Annotated in this window: 29 protein-coding genes and 1 pseudogene; all 30 read left to right on the plus strand. The window is 59.8% G+C overall.

The genetic code is table 11. The features are described from left to right. Positions 1 to 76 (plus strand): annotated as a pseudogene (locus WS68_RS26065) (elongation factor Tu); the annotation flags it as partial. Between the two features lie 134 nt (positions 77 to 210). Next, the gene (rpsJ, locus tag WS68_RS11395; RefSeq protein WP_004199280.1) at positions 211 to 522 is read left to right on the plus strand and encodes a 30S ribosomal protein S10; all 312 of its coding nucleotides are present in this window, start codon (positions 211 to 213) and stop codon (positions 520 to 522) included. A 211-nt stretch (positions 523 to 733) separates the two neighbouring features. Beyond that, positions 734 to 1,384: a 50S ribosomal protein L3 gene (rplC, locus tag WS68_RS11400; RefSeq protein ID WP_059570995.1), complete on the plus strand. Its 651-nt coding sequence runs from the start codon at positions 734 to 736 to the stop codon at positions 1,382 to 1,384. Further along, on the plus strand, positions 1,384 to 2,004 hold the full coding sequence (gene rplD, locus WS68_RS11405; RefSeq protein ID WP_059512445.1) for a 50S ribosomal protein L4: 621 nt from the start codon (positions 1,384 to 1,386) through the stop codon (positions 2,002 to 2,004). The genes rplC and rplD overlap by 1 nt, the downstream gene beginning before the upstream one ends. Next, positions 2,001 to 2,315 (plus strand): 50S ribosomal protein L23, encoded by a 315-nt coding sequence (gene rplW, locus WS68_RS11410; protein ID WP_004199275.1) that lies wholly within the window; start codon positions 2,001 to 2,003, stop codon positions 2,313 to 2,315. Before rplD ends, rplW begins: the two co-directional genes overlap by 4 nt. Before the next feature lie 2 nt (positions 2,316 to 2,317). Next, positions 2,318 to 3,145, plus strand: coding sequence for a 50S ribosomal protein L2 (gene rplB, locus WS68_RS11415; protein ID WP_059512444.1), 828 nt, complete (start codon positions 2,318 to 2,320; stop codon positions 3,143 to 3,145). Between the two features lie 10 nt (positions 3,146 to 3,155). Then, positions 3,156 to 3,431, plus strand: coding sequence for a 30S ribosomal protein S19 (rpsS, locus tag WS68_RS11420; protein ID WP_004199273.1), 276 nt, complete (start codon positions 3,156 to 3,158; stop codon positions 3,429 to 3,431). Positions 3,432 to 3,443: 12 nt separating this feature from the next. Beyond that, complete coding sequence (rplV, locus tag WS68_RS11425) at positions 3,444 to 3,773, plus strand: 50S ribosomal protein L22 (protein ID WP_004199272.1); 330 nt, start codon at positions 3,444 to 3,446, stop codon at positions 3,771 to 3,773. A gap of 11 nt (positions 3,774 to 3,784) precedes the next feature. Further along, positions 3,785 to 4,585, plus strand: coding sequence for a 30S ribosomal protein S3 (rpsC, locus tag WS68_RS11430; protein WP_004185240.1), 801 nt, complete (start codon positions 3,785 to 3,787; stop codon positions 4,583 to 4,585). 2 nt (positions 4,586 to 4,587) lie between these two features. After that, complete coding sequence (gene rplP / locus WS68_RS11435) at positions 4,588 to 5,004, plus strand: 50S ribosomal protein L16 (RefSeq protein WP_040143049.1); 417 nt, start codon at positions 4,588 to 4,590, stop codon at positions 5,002 to 5,004. 9 nt (positions 5,005 to 5,013) lie between these two features. Further along, complete coding sequence (gene rpmC / locus WS68_RS11440) at positions 5,014 to 5,208, plus strand: 50S ribosomal protein L29 (protein ID WP_059512443.1); 195 nt, start codon at positions 5,014 to 5,016, stop codon at positions 5,206 to 5,208. Beyond that, positions 5,205 to 5,477, plus strand: a complete 273-nt coding sequence (rpsQ, locus tag WS68_RS11445; protein WP_059512442.1) for a 30S ribosomal protein S17 — start codon at positions 5,205 to 5,207, stop codon at positions 5,475 to 5,477. The genes rpmC and rpsQ overlap by 4 nt, the downstream gene beginning before the upstream one ends. 306 nt (positions 5,478 to 5,783) lie before the next feature. Then, positions 5,784 to 6,152: a 50S ribosomal protein L14 gene (gene rplN, locus WS68_RS11450; RefSeq protein WP_038714987.1), complete on the plus strand. Its 369-nt coding sequence runs from the start codon at positions 5,784 to 5,786 to the stop codon at positions 6,150 to 6,152. 9 nt (positions 6,153 to 6,161) lie between these two features. Further along, positions 6,162 to 6,470, plus strand: coding sequence for a 50S ribosomal protein L24 (rplX, locus tag WS68_RS11455; RefSeq protein ID WP_059570932.1), 309 nt, complete (start codon positions 6,162 to 6,164; stop codon positions 6,468 to 6,470). A gap of 17 nt (positions 6,471 to 6,487) precedes the next feature. Then, complete coding sequence (gene rplE, locus WS68_RS11460; protein WP_059512440.1) at positions 6,488 to 7,027, plus strand: 50S ribosomal protein L5; 540 nt, start codon at positions 6,488 to 6,490, stop codon at positions 7,025 to 7,027. Between the two features lie 7 nt (positions 7,028 to 7,034). Beyond that, entirely contained in the window at positions 7,035 to 7,340 is a 306-nt protein-coding gene (gene rpsN / locus WS68_RS11465; protein ID WP_059512439.1) for a 30S ribosomal protein S14, read from the plus strand. 14 nt (positions 7,341 to 7,354) lie between these two features. Next, positions 7,355 to 7,750 (plus strand): 30S ribosomal protein S8, encoded by a 396-nt coding sequence (gene rpsH, locus WS68_RS11470; protein ID WP_004185153.1) that lies wholly within the window; start codon positions 7,355 to 7,357, stop codon positions 7,748 to 7,750. A gap of 18 nt (positions 7,751 to 7,768) precedes the next feature. Next, the gene (gene rplF, locus WS68_RS11475) at positions 7,769 to 8,299 is read left to right on the plus strand and encodes a 50S ribosomal protein L6 (protein ID WP_059570933.1); all 531 of its coding nucleotides are present in this window, start codon (positions 7,769 to 7,771) and stop codon (positions 8,297 to 8,299) included. 12 nt (positions 8,300 to 8,311) lie between these two features. Continuing rightward, positions 8,312 to 8,677: a 50S ribosomal protein L18 gene (rplR, locus tag WS68_RS11480; RefSeq protein WP_006400645.1), complete on the plus strand. Its 366-nt coding sequence runs from the start codon at positions 8,312 to 8,314 to the stop codon at positions 8,675 to 8,677. 14 nt (positions 8,678 to 8,691) lie between these two features. Beyond that, a complete protein-coding gene (gene rpsE, locus WS68_RS11485; protein WP_004197945.1) occupies positions 8,692 to 9,210 on the plus strand; it encodes a 30S ribosomal protein S5 in 519 nt (172 codons plus the stop codon). 15 nt (positions 9,211 to 9,225) lie between these two features. Next, positions 9,226 to 9,408, plus strand: coding sequence for a 50S ribosomal protein L30 (gene rpmD, locus WS68_RS11490; RefSeq protein WP_004202755.1), 183 nt, complete (start codon positions 9,226 to 9,228; stop codon positions 9,406 to 9,408). 28 nt (positions 9,409 to 9,436) lie between these two features. Beyond that, positions 9,437 to 9,871, plus strand: coding sequence for a 50S ribosomal protein L15 (gene rplO, locus WS68_RS11495; protein ID WP_059570934.1), 435 nt, complete (start codon positions 9,437 to 9,439; stop codon positions 9,869 to 9,871). Between the two features lie 44 nt (positions 9,872 to 9,915). Next, positions 9,916 to 11,262, plus strand: a complete 1,347-nt coding sequence (gene secY / locus WS68_RS11500) for a preprotein translocase subunit SecY (protein ID WP_059570935.1) — start codon at positions 9,916 to 9,918, stop codon at positions 11,260 to 11,262. 9 nt (positions 11,263 to 11,271) lie between these two features. Next, entirely contained in the window at positions 11,272 to 11,490 is a 219-nt protein-coding gene (gene infA / locus WS68_RS11505) for a translation initiation factor IF-1 (protein WP_004521905.1), read from the plus strand. A 20-nt stretch (positions 11,491 to 11,510) separates the two neighbouring features. Then, positions 11,511 to 11,627 (plus strand): 50S ribosomal protein L36, encoded by a 117-nt coding sequence (rpmJ, locus tag WS68_RS11510; RefSeq protein ID WP_004199844.1) that lies wholly within the window; start codon positions 11,511 to 11,513, stop codon positions 11,625 to 11,627. 38 nt (positions 11,628 to 11,665) lie between these two features. Further along, the gene (gene rpsM, locus WS68_RS11515; protein ID WP_059512436.1) at positions 11,666 to 12,031 is read left to right on the plus strand and encodes a 30S ribosomal protein S13; all 366 of its coding nucleotides are present in this window, start codon (positions 11,666 to 11,668) and stop codon (positions 12,029 to 12,031) included. A 28-nt stretch (positions 12,032 to 12,059) separates the two neighbouring features. After that, entirely contained in the window at positions 12,060 to 12,461 is a 402-nt protein-coding gene (rpsK, locus tag WS68_RS11520) for a 30S ribosomal protein S11 (protein ID WP_010106947.1), read from the plus strand. A 161-nt stretch (positions 12,462 to 12,622) separates the two neighbouring features. After that, positions 12,623 to 13,246: a 30S ribosomal protein S4 gene (gene rpsD / locus WS68_RS11525; RefSeq protein ID WP_059512435.1), complete on the plus strand. Its 624-nt coding sequence runs from the start codon at positions 12,623 to 12,625 to the stop codon at positions 13,244 to 13,246. A gap of 127 nt (positions 13,247 to 13,373) precedes the next feature. Beyond that, positions 13,374 to 14,351 (plus strand): DNA-directed RNA polymerase subunit alpha, encoded by a 978-nt coding sequence (locus tag WS68_RS11530; protein ID WP_059512434.1) that lies wholly within the window; start codon positions 13,374 to 13,376, stop codon positions 14,349 to 14,351. A gap of 147 nt (positions 14,352 to 14,498) precedes the next feature. Next, positions 14,499 to 14,894, plus strand: a complete 396-nt coding sequence (gene rplQ / locus WS68_RS11535) for a 50S ribosomal protein L17 (RefSeq protein ID WP_059512433.1) — start codon at positions 14,499 to 14,501, stop codon at positions 14,892 to 14,894. The last annotated feature ends 39 nt before the right edge of the window (positions 14,895 to 14,933 follow it).

Consider the following 14,933-nt stretch of genomic DNA (forward strand, 5'->3'; position numbering starts at 1 on the left):
AGAAGGTCTGCGCTTCGCTATCCGTGAAGGCGGCCGTACCGTCGGCGCAGGCGTCGTCGCCAAGATCATCGAGTAAGTTCGGCGGTCTTGCGTAGTTTGTAGTAATATTCAGCGCCCGGGGCCGGGCGCCTGCTCTCCGCGGATGCCCGGCCCCACGTTCTTTTTTGATCCGGCGATGCAATATCGCCTCGCTCTTTTGAAGGAATCGCCATGCAGCAGCAAAAAATCCGCATTCGTCTGAAGGCTTTCGACTATCGCCTGATCGATCAATCGGCAGCCGAGATCGTCGATACGGCGAAGCGGACCGGCGCGATCGTTCGTGGCCCCGTGCCCCTGCCGACGCGTATTCAGCGCTTCGATATCCTCCGCTCGCCGCACGTGAACAAGACGTCGCGTGATCAGCTCGAAATTCGCACCCACCAGCGCCTGATGGACATCGTCGATCCGACCGACAAGACGGTTGACGCGCTGATGAAGCTCGACCTGCCGGCAGGCGTCGACGTGGAAATCAAGCTGCAATAAGGCGCGTGTAACGGCTCGCCACAAGGCTGTCGGCGTGATCTGCCCCCGTGGGTCGCGCTAAGTCTTTGATTGCTTGCGGAAAACGAAAGGCCTCGCTATAATGCAAGGCTTTTCGCGTATTTGCGTAAAAAGCCGGTGCGGGTGATTCCGTCGCAAGCCCGGCGTTTTGTAAATTAGCCCCGACCAATCGCAGTCGGGAATGGAGAAAACGATGAGCCTTGGACTCGTAGGTCGCAAGGTTGGCATGACCCGTATCTTCACGGCTGAAGGGGATTCGATTCCCGTCACCGTGCTCGACGTGTCGGACAACCGCGTGACGCAGATCAAGACTGTTGAAACCGACGGCTACACGGCCGTACAGGTTGCATTCGGCACGCGCCGTGCGTCGCGTGTGACGAAGCCGTTGGCAGGTCATCTCGCCAAAGCCGGTGTCCAAGCCGGTGAAATCCTCAAGGAATTCCGCATCGAAGCCGACAAGGCTGCCGAGTTGTCGAACGGCGCCGTGATTGGTCCCGATCTCTTTGAAGTGGGTCAGAAGGTCGACGTGCAAGGCGTGTCGATCGGTAAGGGCTACGCGGGCACGATCAAGCGCTACAACTTCGGTTCCGGCCGTGCGTCGCACGGTAACTCGCGTTCGCACAACGTTCCGGGCTCGATCGGTATGGCGCAGGATCCGGGCCGCGTGTTCCCGGGCAAGCGCATGACGGGCCACATGGGTGACGAGACGGTGACGGTGCAGAACCTCGAAATCGCTCGTATCGATGCAGAGCGCAAGCTGCTGCTCGTCAAGGGTGCGGTGCCGGGCGCGAAGGGCGGCAAGGTGTTCGTGACGCCGGCCGTCAAGACGAAGGGGGCGAAATAATGGAACTCAAGCTCCTGAATGCGAATGGTCAGGAAGGTGCGGCGGTCAATGCGTCGGACGTCGTGTTCGGCCGTGACTACAACGAAGCGCTGATCCACCAGATCGTCGTCGCTTACCAGGCGAACGCTCGCCAGGGTAACCGCGCGCAGAAGGACCGCGAGCAGGTCAAGCACACGACCAAGAAGCCGTGGCGCCAGAAGGGTACGGGCCGCGCTCGTGCCGGTATGTCGTCGAGCCCGCTGTGGCGTGGCGGCGGCCGTATCTTCCCGAACTCGCCGGAAGAAAACTTCTCGCACAAGGTCAACAAGAAGATGCATCGCGCAGGCCTCTGCTCGATCTTCTCGCAGCTGGCCCGCGAAGGTCGTCTGTCGGTCGTCGAGGATATCGTTCTCGAGGCGCCGAAGACCAAGCTGCTGGCTGACAAATTCAAGGCCATGGGTCTCGATTCCGTGCTGATCATTACCGACACGGTCGACGAAAACCTGTACCTCGCGTCGCGCAACCTGCCGAACGTGGCGGTTGTCGAGCCGCGCTACGCTGACCCGCTGTCGCTGATCTACTTCAAGAAAGTGTTGGTCACGAAGGCTGCGGTCGCCCAGATCGAGGAGTTGCTGTCATGAGCGAGATTCGCAAGAACGATCATCGTTTGATGCAGGTCCTGCTCGCACCGGTGATTTCCGAAAAGGCGACGCTGGTTGCCGACAAGAACGAGCAAGTCGTGTTCGAAGTCGCGCCGGATGCCACGAAGCAGGAAGTGAAGGCGGCTGTCGAGCTGCTGTTCAAGGTTGAAGTTGATTCCGTCAACGTGCTGGTTCAGAAGGGCAAGCAAAAGCGCTTCGGCCGTTCGATGGGCCGCCGCAAGGACGTGAAGAAGGCATACGTGTGCCTGAAGCCCGGCCAGGAAATCAACTTTGAAGCGGAGGCCAAGTAATCATGGCAATCGTCAAAGTCAAGCCGACATCGCCGGGTCGCCGCGCGATGGTCAAGGTGGTCAACAAGGATCTGCACAAGGGCAAGCCGCATGCGGCGCTGCTCGACACGCAGAGCTCCAAGGCTGGCCGCAACAACAATGGCCGCATCACGACGCGTCACCAGGGCGGTGGTCACAAGCACCACTACCGGGTGATCGATTTCCGTCGCACGAAGGATGGCATTCCGGCGAAGGTCGAGCGTCTCGAGTACGACCCGAACCGCAGCGCGAATATCGCGCTGGTGCTGTACGCAGACGGCGAGCGCCGCTACATCATCGCGCCGAAGGGCGTGACGGTGGGTCAGCAGCTCCTGTCGGGCTCGGAAGCGCCGATCCGTGTAGGTAACACGCTGCCGATCCGCAACATTCCGGTCGGTACGACGATTCACTGCATCGAAATGCTGCCGGGCAAGGGCGCGCAAATGGCGCGTTCGGCCGGCACGTCGGCAATGCTGCTTGCACGCGAAGGCGTGTACGCGCAGGTTCGTCTGCGTTCGGGCGAAATCCGCCGCGTACACATCGAGTGCCGTGCAACGATCGGTGAAGTCGGTAACGAAGAGCACAGCCTGCGTCAAATCGGCAAGGCCGGTGCGAACCGCTGGCGCGGTATCCGCCCGACGGTGCGTGGCGTGGCCATGAACCCGATCGACCACCCGCACGGTGGTGGTGAAGGCCGGACTGCTGCGGGCCGCGACCCGGTGAGCCCGTGGGGCACGCCGACGAAGGGCTTCCGTACGCGTCGCAACAAGCGCACGACGACGATGATCGTCCAGCGCCGTCACAAGCGTTAAGGAGTAGGCAATGGCACGTTCTGTTAAAAAAGGTCCGTTCTGCGACGCCCATTTGCTGAAGAAAGTTGAGGCGGCTGCAGCTTCGCGCGACAAGAAGCCGATCAAGACCTGGTCGCGTCGCTCGACGATCCTCCCGGATTTCATCGGCCTGACGATCGCCGTTCACAACGGCCGTCAACACGTTCCGGTGTACATCTCGGAAAACATGGTCGGCCACAAGCTTGGCGAGTTCGCACTGACCCGTACGTTCAAGGGTCACGCGGCCGACAAGAAGGCCAAGAAATAAGGGGCAATCAAGATGGAAGTGAAAGCAATTCATCGCGGTGCCCGCATCTCGGCGCAGAAAACGCGCCTTGTGGCTGACCAGATCCGCGGTTTGCCGGTCGACAAGGCGCTGAACGTTCTGACGTTCTCGCCGAAGAAGGCGGCAGGCATCGTGAAGAAGGTCGTGCTGTCGGCGATCGCGAATGCGGAGCACAACGAAGGCGCCGATATCGACGAGCTCAAGATCAAGAGCATCTACGTCGACAAGGCTGCATCGCTCAAGCGATTCACCGCGCGCGCGAAAGGCCGCGGCAACCGCATTGAGAAGCAATCCTGTCACATCACTGTGACGGTCGGGAATTAAGGGGTCATACGATGGGACAGAAAATTCATCCGACTGGCTTCCGTTTGGCCGTCAGCCGCAATTGGGCGTCGCGTTGGTACGCGAACAACAACAATTTCGCGGCGATGTTGCAGGAAGACATCGGTGTTCGTGAATACCTGAAAAAGAAGCTGAAGAACGCTTCGGTCGGCCGTGTCGTCATCGAGCGTCCGGCGAAGAACGCGCGCATCACGATTTTCAGTTCGCGTCCGGGCGTCGTCATCGGCAAGAAGGGTGAGGATATCGAACTGTTGAAGACGGAACTGCAGCGCCGCATGGGCGTGCCGGTTCACGTCAACATCGAAGAGATCCGCAAGCCGGAAACCGATGCGCAGCTTATCGCCGATTCGATCACGCAGCAGCTTGAGCGCCGGATCATGTTCCGTCGCGCGATGAAGCGTGCGATGCAGAACGCGATGCGTCTGGGTGCCCAGGGCATCAAGATCATGAGCGCCGGCCGTCTGAACGGTATCGAAATCGCACGTACCGAGTGGTATCGCGAAGGCCGCGTGCCGCTGCATACGCTGCGCGCCGATATCGATTACGCGACGTCGGAAGCGAAGACGACTTACGGGATCATCGGCGTCAAGGTATGGGTGTACAAGGGCGACACGCTCGGCCGCAACGATGCACCGGTGGTCGAGGAAGTGACCGAAGACAAGCGTCCGCGTCGCAACGCGCGCCCGGGCGATCGTCGTCCGCGCCGTGACGGCGAAGGCGGCGCTCCGGGCGCCCGCCGTGGCGGCCCGCGCCGTGGCGCCGGCAAGCCGGAAGACGGCAAGACTGGAGAATAACGATGCTGCAACCGAAACGCAGGAAGTATCGCAAAGAGCAGAAGGGGCGTAACACCGGCAAGGCGACGCGCGGCAACGCGGTGTCGTTCGGTGAATTCGGCCTGAAGGCGATCGGTCGCGGCCGTTTGACCGCGCGTCAAATTGAAGCGGCGCGTCGTGCGATGACGCGTCACATCAAGCGTGGCGGCCGCATCTGGATTCGCATTTTCCCGGACAAGCCGATTTCGCAGAAGCCGGCCGAAGTACGGATGGGTAACGGTAAGGGTAACCCGGAGTACTACGTCGCCGAGATTCAGCCGGGCAAGATGCTGTATGAAATGGACGGCGTATCCGAAGAACTGGCACGCGAAGCGTTCCGTCTGGCTGCAGCGAAGCTGCCGCTGAAGACGACGTTCATCGTGCGTCAGCTCGGCGCCTAAGGAGAAAACATGAAGGCTTCCGAACTTCTCCAGAAAGACCAGGCCGCGCTCAACAAAGAGCTGGCGGACCTGCTGAAGGCGCAATTCGGCCTGCGCATGCAACTCGCGACCCAGCAGCTCACGAACACGAGCCAGCTGAAGAAGGTTCGTCGCGACATCGCACGTGTGCGGACCGTCCTGACTCAGAAGGCGAACCAGAAATGAACGATAGCGTGAAAACCTCGCTGAAGCGGACGCTCGTCGGTAAGGTCGTCAGCAACAAGATGGACAAGACCGTCACCGTGCTGGTCGAGCACCGCGTGAAGCACCCGATCTACGGCAAGTATGTCGTGCGCTCGAAGAAGTACCACGCGCATGATGAAGCGAACACCTATAACGAAGGTGATCTCGTCGAAATCCAGGAAACCCGTCCTGTTTCGAAGACGAAAGCCTGGACGGTGGCGCGCCTTGTCGAGGCAGCCCGCGTGATCTAAGCGGACAGGCCGTAACGGGCACTTCGACGAGAAGTGCTTGAAATCGCAAAGTTTTTGCTTGCGTGACCGGGATTATTTGTTATAATCCCGGTCTTCCCTCTTGTGGGAGACCCGTCGCGGGCGAGGTTACTGGTGGGGGAAGCGGACTGGCGTCCTGCCTGCTCCGAAAGAATCACCGAATTTGCGATGGCGGGTTTCGTTTGCCGTCGCTGCTGTTCCAACCCAAGCAGCCGATTGGCTGACGGGACCAAGACTGACCGTATGCGCCATGGTGGTGCATCCGGATTAAGTTGGGAAAGACAAACCATGATCCAGACCGAAACTCGGCTTGAAGTGGCCGACAACACGGGTGCGCGTGAAGTCATGTGCATCAAGGTGCTCGGCGGCTCGAAGCGTCGTTATGCCAGCATTGGCGACATCATCAAGGTGAGCGTCAAAGAGGCAACGCCGCGCGGGCGTGTGAAGAAAGGCGAAATCTACAACGCCGTGGTGGTCCGCACCGCCAAGGGCGTGCGTCGTCAAGACGGCTCGCTGATCAAGTTCGACGGCAACGCCGCTGTGCTTTTGAATAACAAGCTCGAGCCGATCGGCACCCGTATCTTCGGGCCCGTCACGCGTGAGCTGCGTAGCGAACGATTCATGAAGATCGTGTCGCTGGCGCCGGAAGTGCTGTAAGGAGTCGCGATGAACAAGGTTCGCAAGGGTGACGAAGTTATCGTCATCACCGGCAAGGATAAGGGCAAACGCGGCGTCGTGCTGGCAGTCGGCGCCGAGCATGTGACGGTCGAGGGTGTCAATCTCGTCAAGAAGCATGTGAAGCCGAACCCGATGAAGGGTACGACGGGCGGCGTGGAAGCGAAGACGATGCCGCTGCATATCTCGAACGTCGCACTGGTCGACGCGAATGGCAAGGCTTCGCGTGTTGGCATCAAGGTCGAGGACGGCAAGAAGGTCCGTTTCCTGAAGACGACCGGTGCCGTGCTGAGCGCCTGACGCTGCGGAGTAGAAAAATGGCACGTTTTCAAGAGTTTTACAAAGAGAAGGTTGTTCCCGGCCTGATCGAGAAGTTCGGCTACAAGTCGGTCATGGAAGTGCCGCGCATCACCAAGATCACCCTGAACATGGGTCTTGGCGAAGCGGTTGCCGACAAGAAGGTCATCGAGAATGCCGTTGGCGATCTGACGAAGATCGCGGGCCAGAAGCCGGTCGTGACGAAGGCTCGTAAGGCAATCGCCGGTTTCAAGATCCGCCAGGGCTATCCGATCGGCGCGATGGTGACGCTGCGCGGCCGCGCGATGTACGAATTCCTGGACCGTTTCGTGACGGTCGCACTGCCTCGCGTGCGCGATTTTCGCGGCGTGTCGGGCCGTGCTTTCGATGGCCGCGGCAACTACAACATCGGTGTGAAAGAGCAGATCATTTTCCCCGAAATCGATTACGACAAGATCGACGCGCTGCGTGGGCTGAACATCAGCATCACGACGACCGCGAAGACCGACGAAGAAGCGAAGGCTCTGCTCGCCAGCTTCAAGTTCCCGTTCAGAAACTGAGGTTACCGTGGCTAAACTGGCACTGATCGAACGTGAAAAGAAGCGCGCTCGTCTGGCGCAAAAGTATGCGCCGAAGCGCGCGGCACTGAAAGCGATCATCGACGACGCGAGCAAGTCCGAGGAAGAGCGCTATGCCGCTCGTCTGGAACTGCAGCAACTGCCGCGCAATGCAAACCCGACCCGCAAGCGCAATCGCTGCGCGATTACGGGCCGTCCGCGTGGCACGTTCCGCAAATTCGGCCTCGCGCGTAACAAGATTCGTGAAATCGCGTTCCGTGGCGAGATTCCTGGCCTGACCAAGGCGAGCTGGTAATAGGAGAAACGTAAATGAGCATGAGTGATCCTATCGCCGATATGCTGACTCGCATCCGCAACGCGCAGATGGTCGAGAAGGTTTCGGTGTCGATGCCCTCGTCGAAGGTCAAGGTTGCGATCGCGCAGGTCCTGAAGGACGAAGGTTATATCGACGACTTCGCCGTGAAGGCGGATGGCGCGAAGGCAGAACTGAACATCGCGCTGAAGTATTACGCGGGCCGTCCGGTGATCGAGCGCCTCGAGCGCGTGTCGAAGCCGGGTCTGCGCGTGTACCGCGGCCGCAACGAGATTCCGCAGGTCATGAACGGCCTCGGCGTGGCTATCGTGTCGACGCCGAAGGGCGTGATGACCGACCGCAAGGCACGTGCTACGGGCGTCGGCGGCGAAGTCATCTGCTACGTCGCTTAACCGAAAGGAGAGAGGAATATGTCTCGAGTAGGTAAGAGCCCGATCGCGCTCAACGGCGCGGAAGTGAAAATCAGCGACGACCTCGTCACCGTGAAGGGGCCGCTCGGCACGATTTCGCAGCGCCTGAGCAAGCTGGTTAAGGTCGTCGTCGACGGCGGTTTTCTGAAGATCGAACCGGTCGACGAAAGCCGCGAGGCGAATGCAATGTCGGGCACGATGCGCGCGATTATCGCGAACATGGTGCACGGCGTAACGAAGGGTTTCGAGCGCAAGCTGGCGCTCGTCGGCGTCGGTTATCGTGCGCAAGCGCAGGGCGACAAGCTGAACCTGTCGCTGGGTTTCTCGCATCCGGTGGTGCACCAGATGCCGGAAGGCGTGAAGGCTGAAACCCCGACGCAAACCGAAATCGTGATCAAGGGGATCGACAAGCAGAAAGTCGGCCAAGTGGCTGCGGAAGTTCGCGGCTACCGTCCGCCCGAGCCGTACAAGGGCAAGGGCGTGCGCTATGCCGACGAGGTTGTGATCCTCAAAGAAACGAAGAAGAAGTAAGGGTGCGCAATCATGGATAAGACTCAATCTCGCCTGCGCCGCGCTCGCCAGACGCGTATCAAGATCGCCGAGTTGCAGGTCGCGCGTCTCGCCGTGCATCGCACGAATACGCACATCTACGCTCAAGTGTTCTCGCCGTGCGGCACCAAGGTGCTCGCAAGCGCGTCGACGCTGGAAGCTGAAGTGCGCGCAGAGCTTGCGGACAAGTCGGGCAAGGGTGGCAACGTCGCCGCCGCGACGCTCATCGGCAAGCGTATCGCCGAAAAGGCCAAGGCCGCCGGCATCGAATCCGTCGCCTTCGACCGCTCGGGCTTCCGCTACCACGGCCGCGTGAAGGCGCTGGCTGAGGCAGCTCGCGAAGCTGGGCTCAAGTTCTAAGGAAGGAATTCGTCATGGCAAAGATGCAAGCGAAAGTTCAGGCTGACGAGCGCGACGACGGCCTTCGCGAAAAAATGATTTCGGTCAATCGCGTGACCAAGGTCGTGAAGGGTGGCCGGATTCTCGGCTTCGCTGCGCTGACCGTGGTTGGCGATGGTGACGGCCGCGTCGGCATGGGCAAGGGCAAGGCGAAGGAAGTGCCGGTCGCTGTCCAGAAGGCGATGGAGCAGGCTCGCCGCAACATGTTCAAGGTGCCGCTGAAGAACGGCACGCTGCAACATGAAGTGCACGGCAAGCACGGCGCGTCGACGGTCCTCCTCGCTCCGGCGAAGGACGGTACCGGCGTGATCGCCGGTGGCCCGATGCGCGCGGTATTTGACGTGATGGGCGTGCAAAACGTCGTCGCGAAGAGCCACGGCTCGACGAATCCGTACAACCTCGTTCGTGCGACGCTGGACGGCCTGCGCAAGCAGTCGACCCCGGCTGACATCGCGGCGAAGCGCGGCAAGTCCGTCGAAGAAATTTTGGGCTAAGCCCAGGTGGTCACCATGTCTGAAAAAACTGTCAAGGTTCAGCTCGTCAAGAGCCTGATCGGGACTCGCGAATCGCACCGTGCGACCGTGCGCGGTCTCGGTCTGCGCCGTCTCAACTCGGTCAGCGAGCTGCAGGATACGCCGGCGGTGCGCGGGATGATCAACAAGGTCTCGTACCTCGTGAAGGTCATCGGTTAAGCGGCCGACTACGGATCAAGGAGTTGATATGGAATTGAATAACCTGAAGCCGGCAGAAGGCGCGAAGCACGCTAAGCGTCGCGTCGGCCGCGGCATCGGTTCGGGCCTCGGTAAGACGGCCGGCCGTGGTCATAAGGGTCAGAAATCGCGTTCGGGCGGCTTCCACAAGGTCGGCTTCGAAGGTGGTCAGATGCCGCTGCAACGTCGTCTGCCCAAGCGCGGCTTCACGTCGCTGACGAAGGAATTCGTCGGTGAAGTGCGCCTTGCGGACCTGGAAAAGCTGCCGGTCGACGAAGTCGATCTGCTGGCACTGAAGCAGGCTGGCCTCGTTGGCGAACTGACGAAGAGCGCGAAGATCATTGCGACGGGCGAAATCAAGCGCAAGATCGTCGTCAAGGGTCTCGGTGCGACGAAAGGCGCGCGCGCTGCGATCGAAGCAGCTGGCGGTTCGTTTGCCGAGTGACGCACAACGCGTGCCGTCACTAGCATTTGCATCGGAGAAGATACTTGGCTAACAGCCCGAGTCTCGCAAAACCCGGTCGAAGCACGGCGAAGTTCGGCGATCTGCGCCGGCGGGCAATGTTCTTGCTGCTGGCGCTGATTGTCTATCGCATCGGCGCGCATATTCCGGTGCCGGGCATCGATCCGGATCAACTGGCCAAGCTGTTCCAGAGCCAGGCGGGCGGCATCCTGGGCATGTTCAACATGTTCTCGGGTGGCGCGTTGTCGCGTTTCACGATCTTCGCGCTGGGGATCATGCCGTATATCTCGGCGTCGATCATCATGCAGCTGATGGCGATCGTATCGCCACAGCTCGAAGCGTTGAAGAAGGAAGGGCAGGCTGGGCAGCGGAAAATCACGCAGTACACGCGGTATTTCACCGTGGTGCTCGCGACGTTCCAGGCATTCGGCATTGCCGCCGCGCTGGAGAACCAGCCGGGGCTCGTAACCGAGCCTGGCATGGTGTTCCGGCTGACGACGGTCGTTACGTTGGTGACGGGCACGATGTTCCTGATGTGGCTCGGTGAGCAGATCACTGAGCGCGGTCTGGGCAACGGCATTTCGATCATCATCTTCGGCGGGATCGCAGCAGGGTTCCCGAATGCCGTGGGTGGGTTGTTCGAACTGGTGCGCACGGGTTCGATGAGCATCATTTCGGCGATCATCATCGTTGTTCTGATTGCCGCGGTGACTTACCTGGTCGTATTCATCGAACGCGGTCAGCGCAAGATTCTAGTGAACTACGCGAAGCGTCAGGTCGGCAACAAGATCTACGGTGGGCAGTCGTCGCATCTGCCGTTGAAGTTGAACATGTCGGGTGTGATTCCGCCGATCTTTGCGTCGTCGATCATCCTGTTCCCGGCGACGATCCTGAGCTGGTTCAGCTCGGGTGAGCGCAAGAGCTGGCTGTCGGATACGCTGCACAACGTGGCAGAAGCGCTGAAGCCCGGGCAACCGGTGTATGTGTTGCTGTACACGCTGGCAATCGTGTTTTTCTGCTTCTTCTACACCGCGCTGGTGTTCAACAGCAGGGAGACTGCGGACAACCTGAAGAAGAGCGGGGCGTTCGTGCCAGGCATCCGTCCGGGCGATCAGACCGCGCGGTACATTGATCGGATTCTCACGCGTCTGACGCTGGCCGGTGCGATCTACATCGTCTTCGTGTGCCTGCTGCCGGAATTTCTGGTGCTGCGCTGGAACGTGCCGTTTTATTTTGGTGGAACGTCGCTGCTGATCATTGTCGTCGTCACGATGGACTTCATGGCGCAGGTGCAGTCGTACGTTATGTCGCAACAGTATGAATCGCTGCTCAAGAAAGCCAATTTCAAAGGCGGCAATATCCCAATGCGTTAAAAAGGACTTATGGCCAAAGACGATGTAATCCAGATGCAGGGTGAGGTGATCGAAAACCTTCCGAATGCGACCTTCCGGGTGAAGCTGGAAAACGGCCATGTCGTATTGGGGCATATCTCCGGAAAGATGCGGATGCACTACATCCGTATCCTTCCTGGCGACAAGGTGACGGTTGAATTGACGCCTTACGATCTGTCGCGTGCGCGGATCGTGTTCCGGGCGAAGTGATTTGTAAAAAGGGTAATATCATGAAAGTGATGGCATCGGTTAAGCGCATTTGCCGCAATTGCAAGATCATCAAGCGCAAAGGCGTGGTTCGCGTGATCTGCAGCTCGGATCCGCGTCACAAGCAGCGCCAAGGCTGACTGCGCGTTTGTTTGCGCTTTTTGTTTGAGGAAAAACAATGGCTCGTATCGCAGGGGTTAACATCCCGAATCACCAGCATACCGAGATCGGCTTGACGGCGATCTTTGGTATCGGCCGCACGCGCTCGCGCAGCATCTGCGTGGCAGCTGGCGTCGAATTCTCGAAGAAGGTCAAGGACCTGACCGACGCAGATCTCGAAAAGCTGCGTGAAGAAGTGGGCAAGTTTGTCGTCGAAGGCGATCTGCGCCGTGAAGTGACGATGAACATCAAGCGCCTGATGGATCTTGGCTGCTACCGCGGCGTTCGTCACCGCAAGGGCCTGCCGATGCGCGGCCAGCGTACGCGTACGAACGCTCGTACTCGCAAGGGTCCGCGTCGCGCAGCGCAAGCGCTGAAGAAGTAAGCGGCACTGATAGAGACAGGAAAACGTAATGGCTAAGGCTTCCAACTCCGCGGCGCAACGCGTTCGCAAGAAGGTCAAGAAGAACGTTGCTGAGGGCGTGGTTCACGTTCACGCGTCGTTTAACAACACGATCATCACGATCACCGATCGCCAGGGCAATGCGCTGGCATGGGCGACGTCGGGCGGCCAGGGTTTCAAGGGCTCGCGCAAGTCGACGCCTTTCGCAGCACAGGTTGCAGCCGAATCGGCTGGCCGTGTCGCGATGGAATACGGCGTGAAGAATCTCGAAGTCCGGATCAAGGGTCCCGGCCCGGGCCGTGAGTCGGCAGTGCGTGCGCTGCATGGTCTCGGCATCAAGATCACCGCGATTTCGGATGTCACCCCGATTCCGCACAACGGCTGCCGCCCGCCGAAGCGTCGCCGCATCTAACCGATGCGTCCGCGCATTGCCTGTCGCCGCATCGCGCCGACGGGCTGTGCTGTTTTAATGCGCAGTTTGCGCATCTGATTGACTAAGCCCACCGTTCGCCCCAAAGGGAGCGAACTAGCGCGGGTGGAAATCCGCGTGACTGATAGATAGAGGAATGCAAAGTGGCACGTTATATCGGCCCCAAAGCCAAGCTGTCTCGCCGTGAAGGCACCGATCTGTTTCTGAAGAGCGCTCGCCGCTCGCTTGCCGACAAGTGCAAGCTCGACAGCAAGCCGGGCCAGCATGGCCGCACGTCCGGCGCGCGCACGTCGGACTATGGCACGCAGCTGCGCGAAAAGCAGAAGGTCAAGCGTATCTATGGCGTGCTGGAGCGTCAGTTCCGCCGTTACTTCGCTGAAGCCGACCGCCGTAAGGGCAACACGGGTGAAACCCTGCTGCAATTGCTCGAATCGCGTCTCGACAACGTCGTGTACCGGATGGGCTTCGGCTCGACCCGCGCTGAAGCGCGTCAGCTCGTGAGCCACAAGGCGATCACGGTCAACGGCATCGTCGCGAATGTTCCGTCGCAGCAAGTGAAGGTTGGCGACGTGATCGCGATCCGTGAAAAAGCGAAAAAGCAGGCGCGTATCGTCGAAGCGCTGTCGCTCGCCGAGCAAGGCGGCCTGCCGAGCTGGGTCGCAGTCGATGCGAAGAAGTTCGAAGGCACGTTCAAGCAAGTGCCGGAGCGCGCCGATATCGCCGGCGACATTAACGAAAGCCTGATCGTCGAATTGTATTCGCGTTAATCCGTTTGAGAGCCGAGGCTTCCTGCCGATTGCGTTTCGCAAGGCAGGGCCTCGGCTGTTCATTTTCAGGTTGTTACCGGTCAGCCTTATCGGTGTAACGAGCCGAGGGTATTGAAAAGGAAAACCTATGCAAACCAGTTTGTTGAAACCCAAGATCATCGCCGTGGAATCTCTGGGCGAGAACCATGCGAAAGTGGTCATGGAGCCGTTCGAGCGCGGTTACGGCCACACCTTGGGCAATGCGCTCCGCCGCGTGCTGCTGTCGTCGATGATCGGCTATGCGCCGACCGAAGTGACGATCGCTGGCGTCGTGCACGAATACTCGACGCTCGATGGTGTGCAAGAGGACGTTGTCAATCTGCTGCTGAACCTGAAGGGCGTGGTGTTCAAGCTGCACAACCGCGACGAAGTCACGGTGACGCTGCGCAAGGAAGGCGAAGGCGTCGTGACGGCCGGCGACATCGAGTTGGCGCACGATTGCGAAGTGATCAACCCGAATCATGTGATCGCGCATCTGTCGAAGGGCGGTAAGCTCGACGTGCAGATCAAGGTCGAGAAGGGCCGTGGCTACGTGCCAGGTAACGTGCGCCGCTATGGCGACGAAACCGCGAAGATCATCGGCCGCATCGTGCTTGACGCGTCGTTCTCCCCGGTTCGTCGCGTGAGCTACGCCGTCGAAAGCGCGCGGGTCGAGCAGCGTACCGATCTCGACAAGCTCGTGATGAACATCGAGACGTCCGGCGTGATCACGCCGGAAGAGGCGATCCGTCAATCGGCGCGCATTCTCGTCGATCAGTTGTCGGTGTTCGCTGCGCTGGAAGGCACGGAAACGGCTGCCGAAGCGCCGTCGCGCGCGCCGCAGATCGATCCGATCCTGCTGCGGCCGGTCGACGATCTCGAGCTGACCGTGCGTTCGGCGAACTGCCTGAAGGCCGAGAATATCTATTACATCGGCGATCTGATCCAGCGCACTGAAAACGAACTGCTGAAGACGCCGAACCTCGGTCGCAAGTCGCTCAACGAGATCAAGGAAGTGCTGGCTTCGCGTGGTCTCACGCTGGGCATGAAGCTTGAGAACTGGCCGCCGGCGGGTCTCGACAAGTAAGTAGGTGCGGCGCTTGCCGCAACTGGCAAAGATGCGGATTTTCCTTTAAAATCCGCATCTTGCTTTTTTCCGTACCGGCCCGTGCAGCGCGGAATGCCGCCAAGCGATAGAAGAGCTGGATCAAAACTTTGAATCAAGGAAACTGAAATGCGTCACCGTCATGGTTTGCGGAAACTGAACCGCACGAGCAGCCACCGCTTGGCTATGCTCCGTAACATGTCCAACTCGCTGATCGAGCACGAAGTCATCAAGACCACGCTGCCGAAGGCGAAGGAACTCCGTAAGGTCGTCGAGCCGCTGATCACGCTCGGCAAGAAGCCGTCGCTCGCGAACCGCCGCCTCGCGTTCAATCGCCTGCGCGATCGCGATTCCGTCACGAAGCTGTTCGACGTGCTGGGTCCGCGCTACGCGAACCGTCCGGGCGGCTATCTGCGCATTCTGAAGTTCGGTTTCCGCGTCGGCGACAATGCCCCGATGGCGCTCGTCGAACTGCTCGATCGTCCGGAAGTCGAAGAAACGGAAAACGTTCAGGAAGCTGAATAAGCCGTTTCGGCAACATCGCATCAAGGGTCAAGCGAAGGC

The sequence above is a fragment of the Burkholderia sp. TSV86 genome, from assembly GCF_001522865.1.
In the GTDB taxonomy this organism is placed as follows: domain Bacteria; phylum Pseudomonadota; class Gammaproteobacteria; order Burkholderiales; family Burkholderiaceae; genus Burkholderia.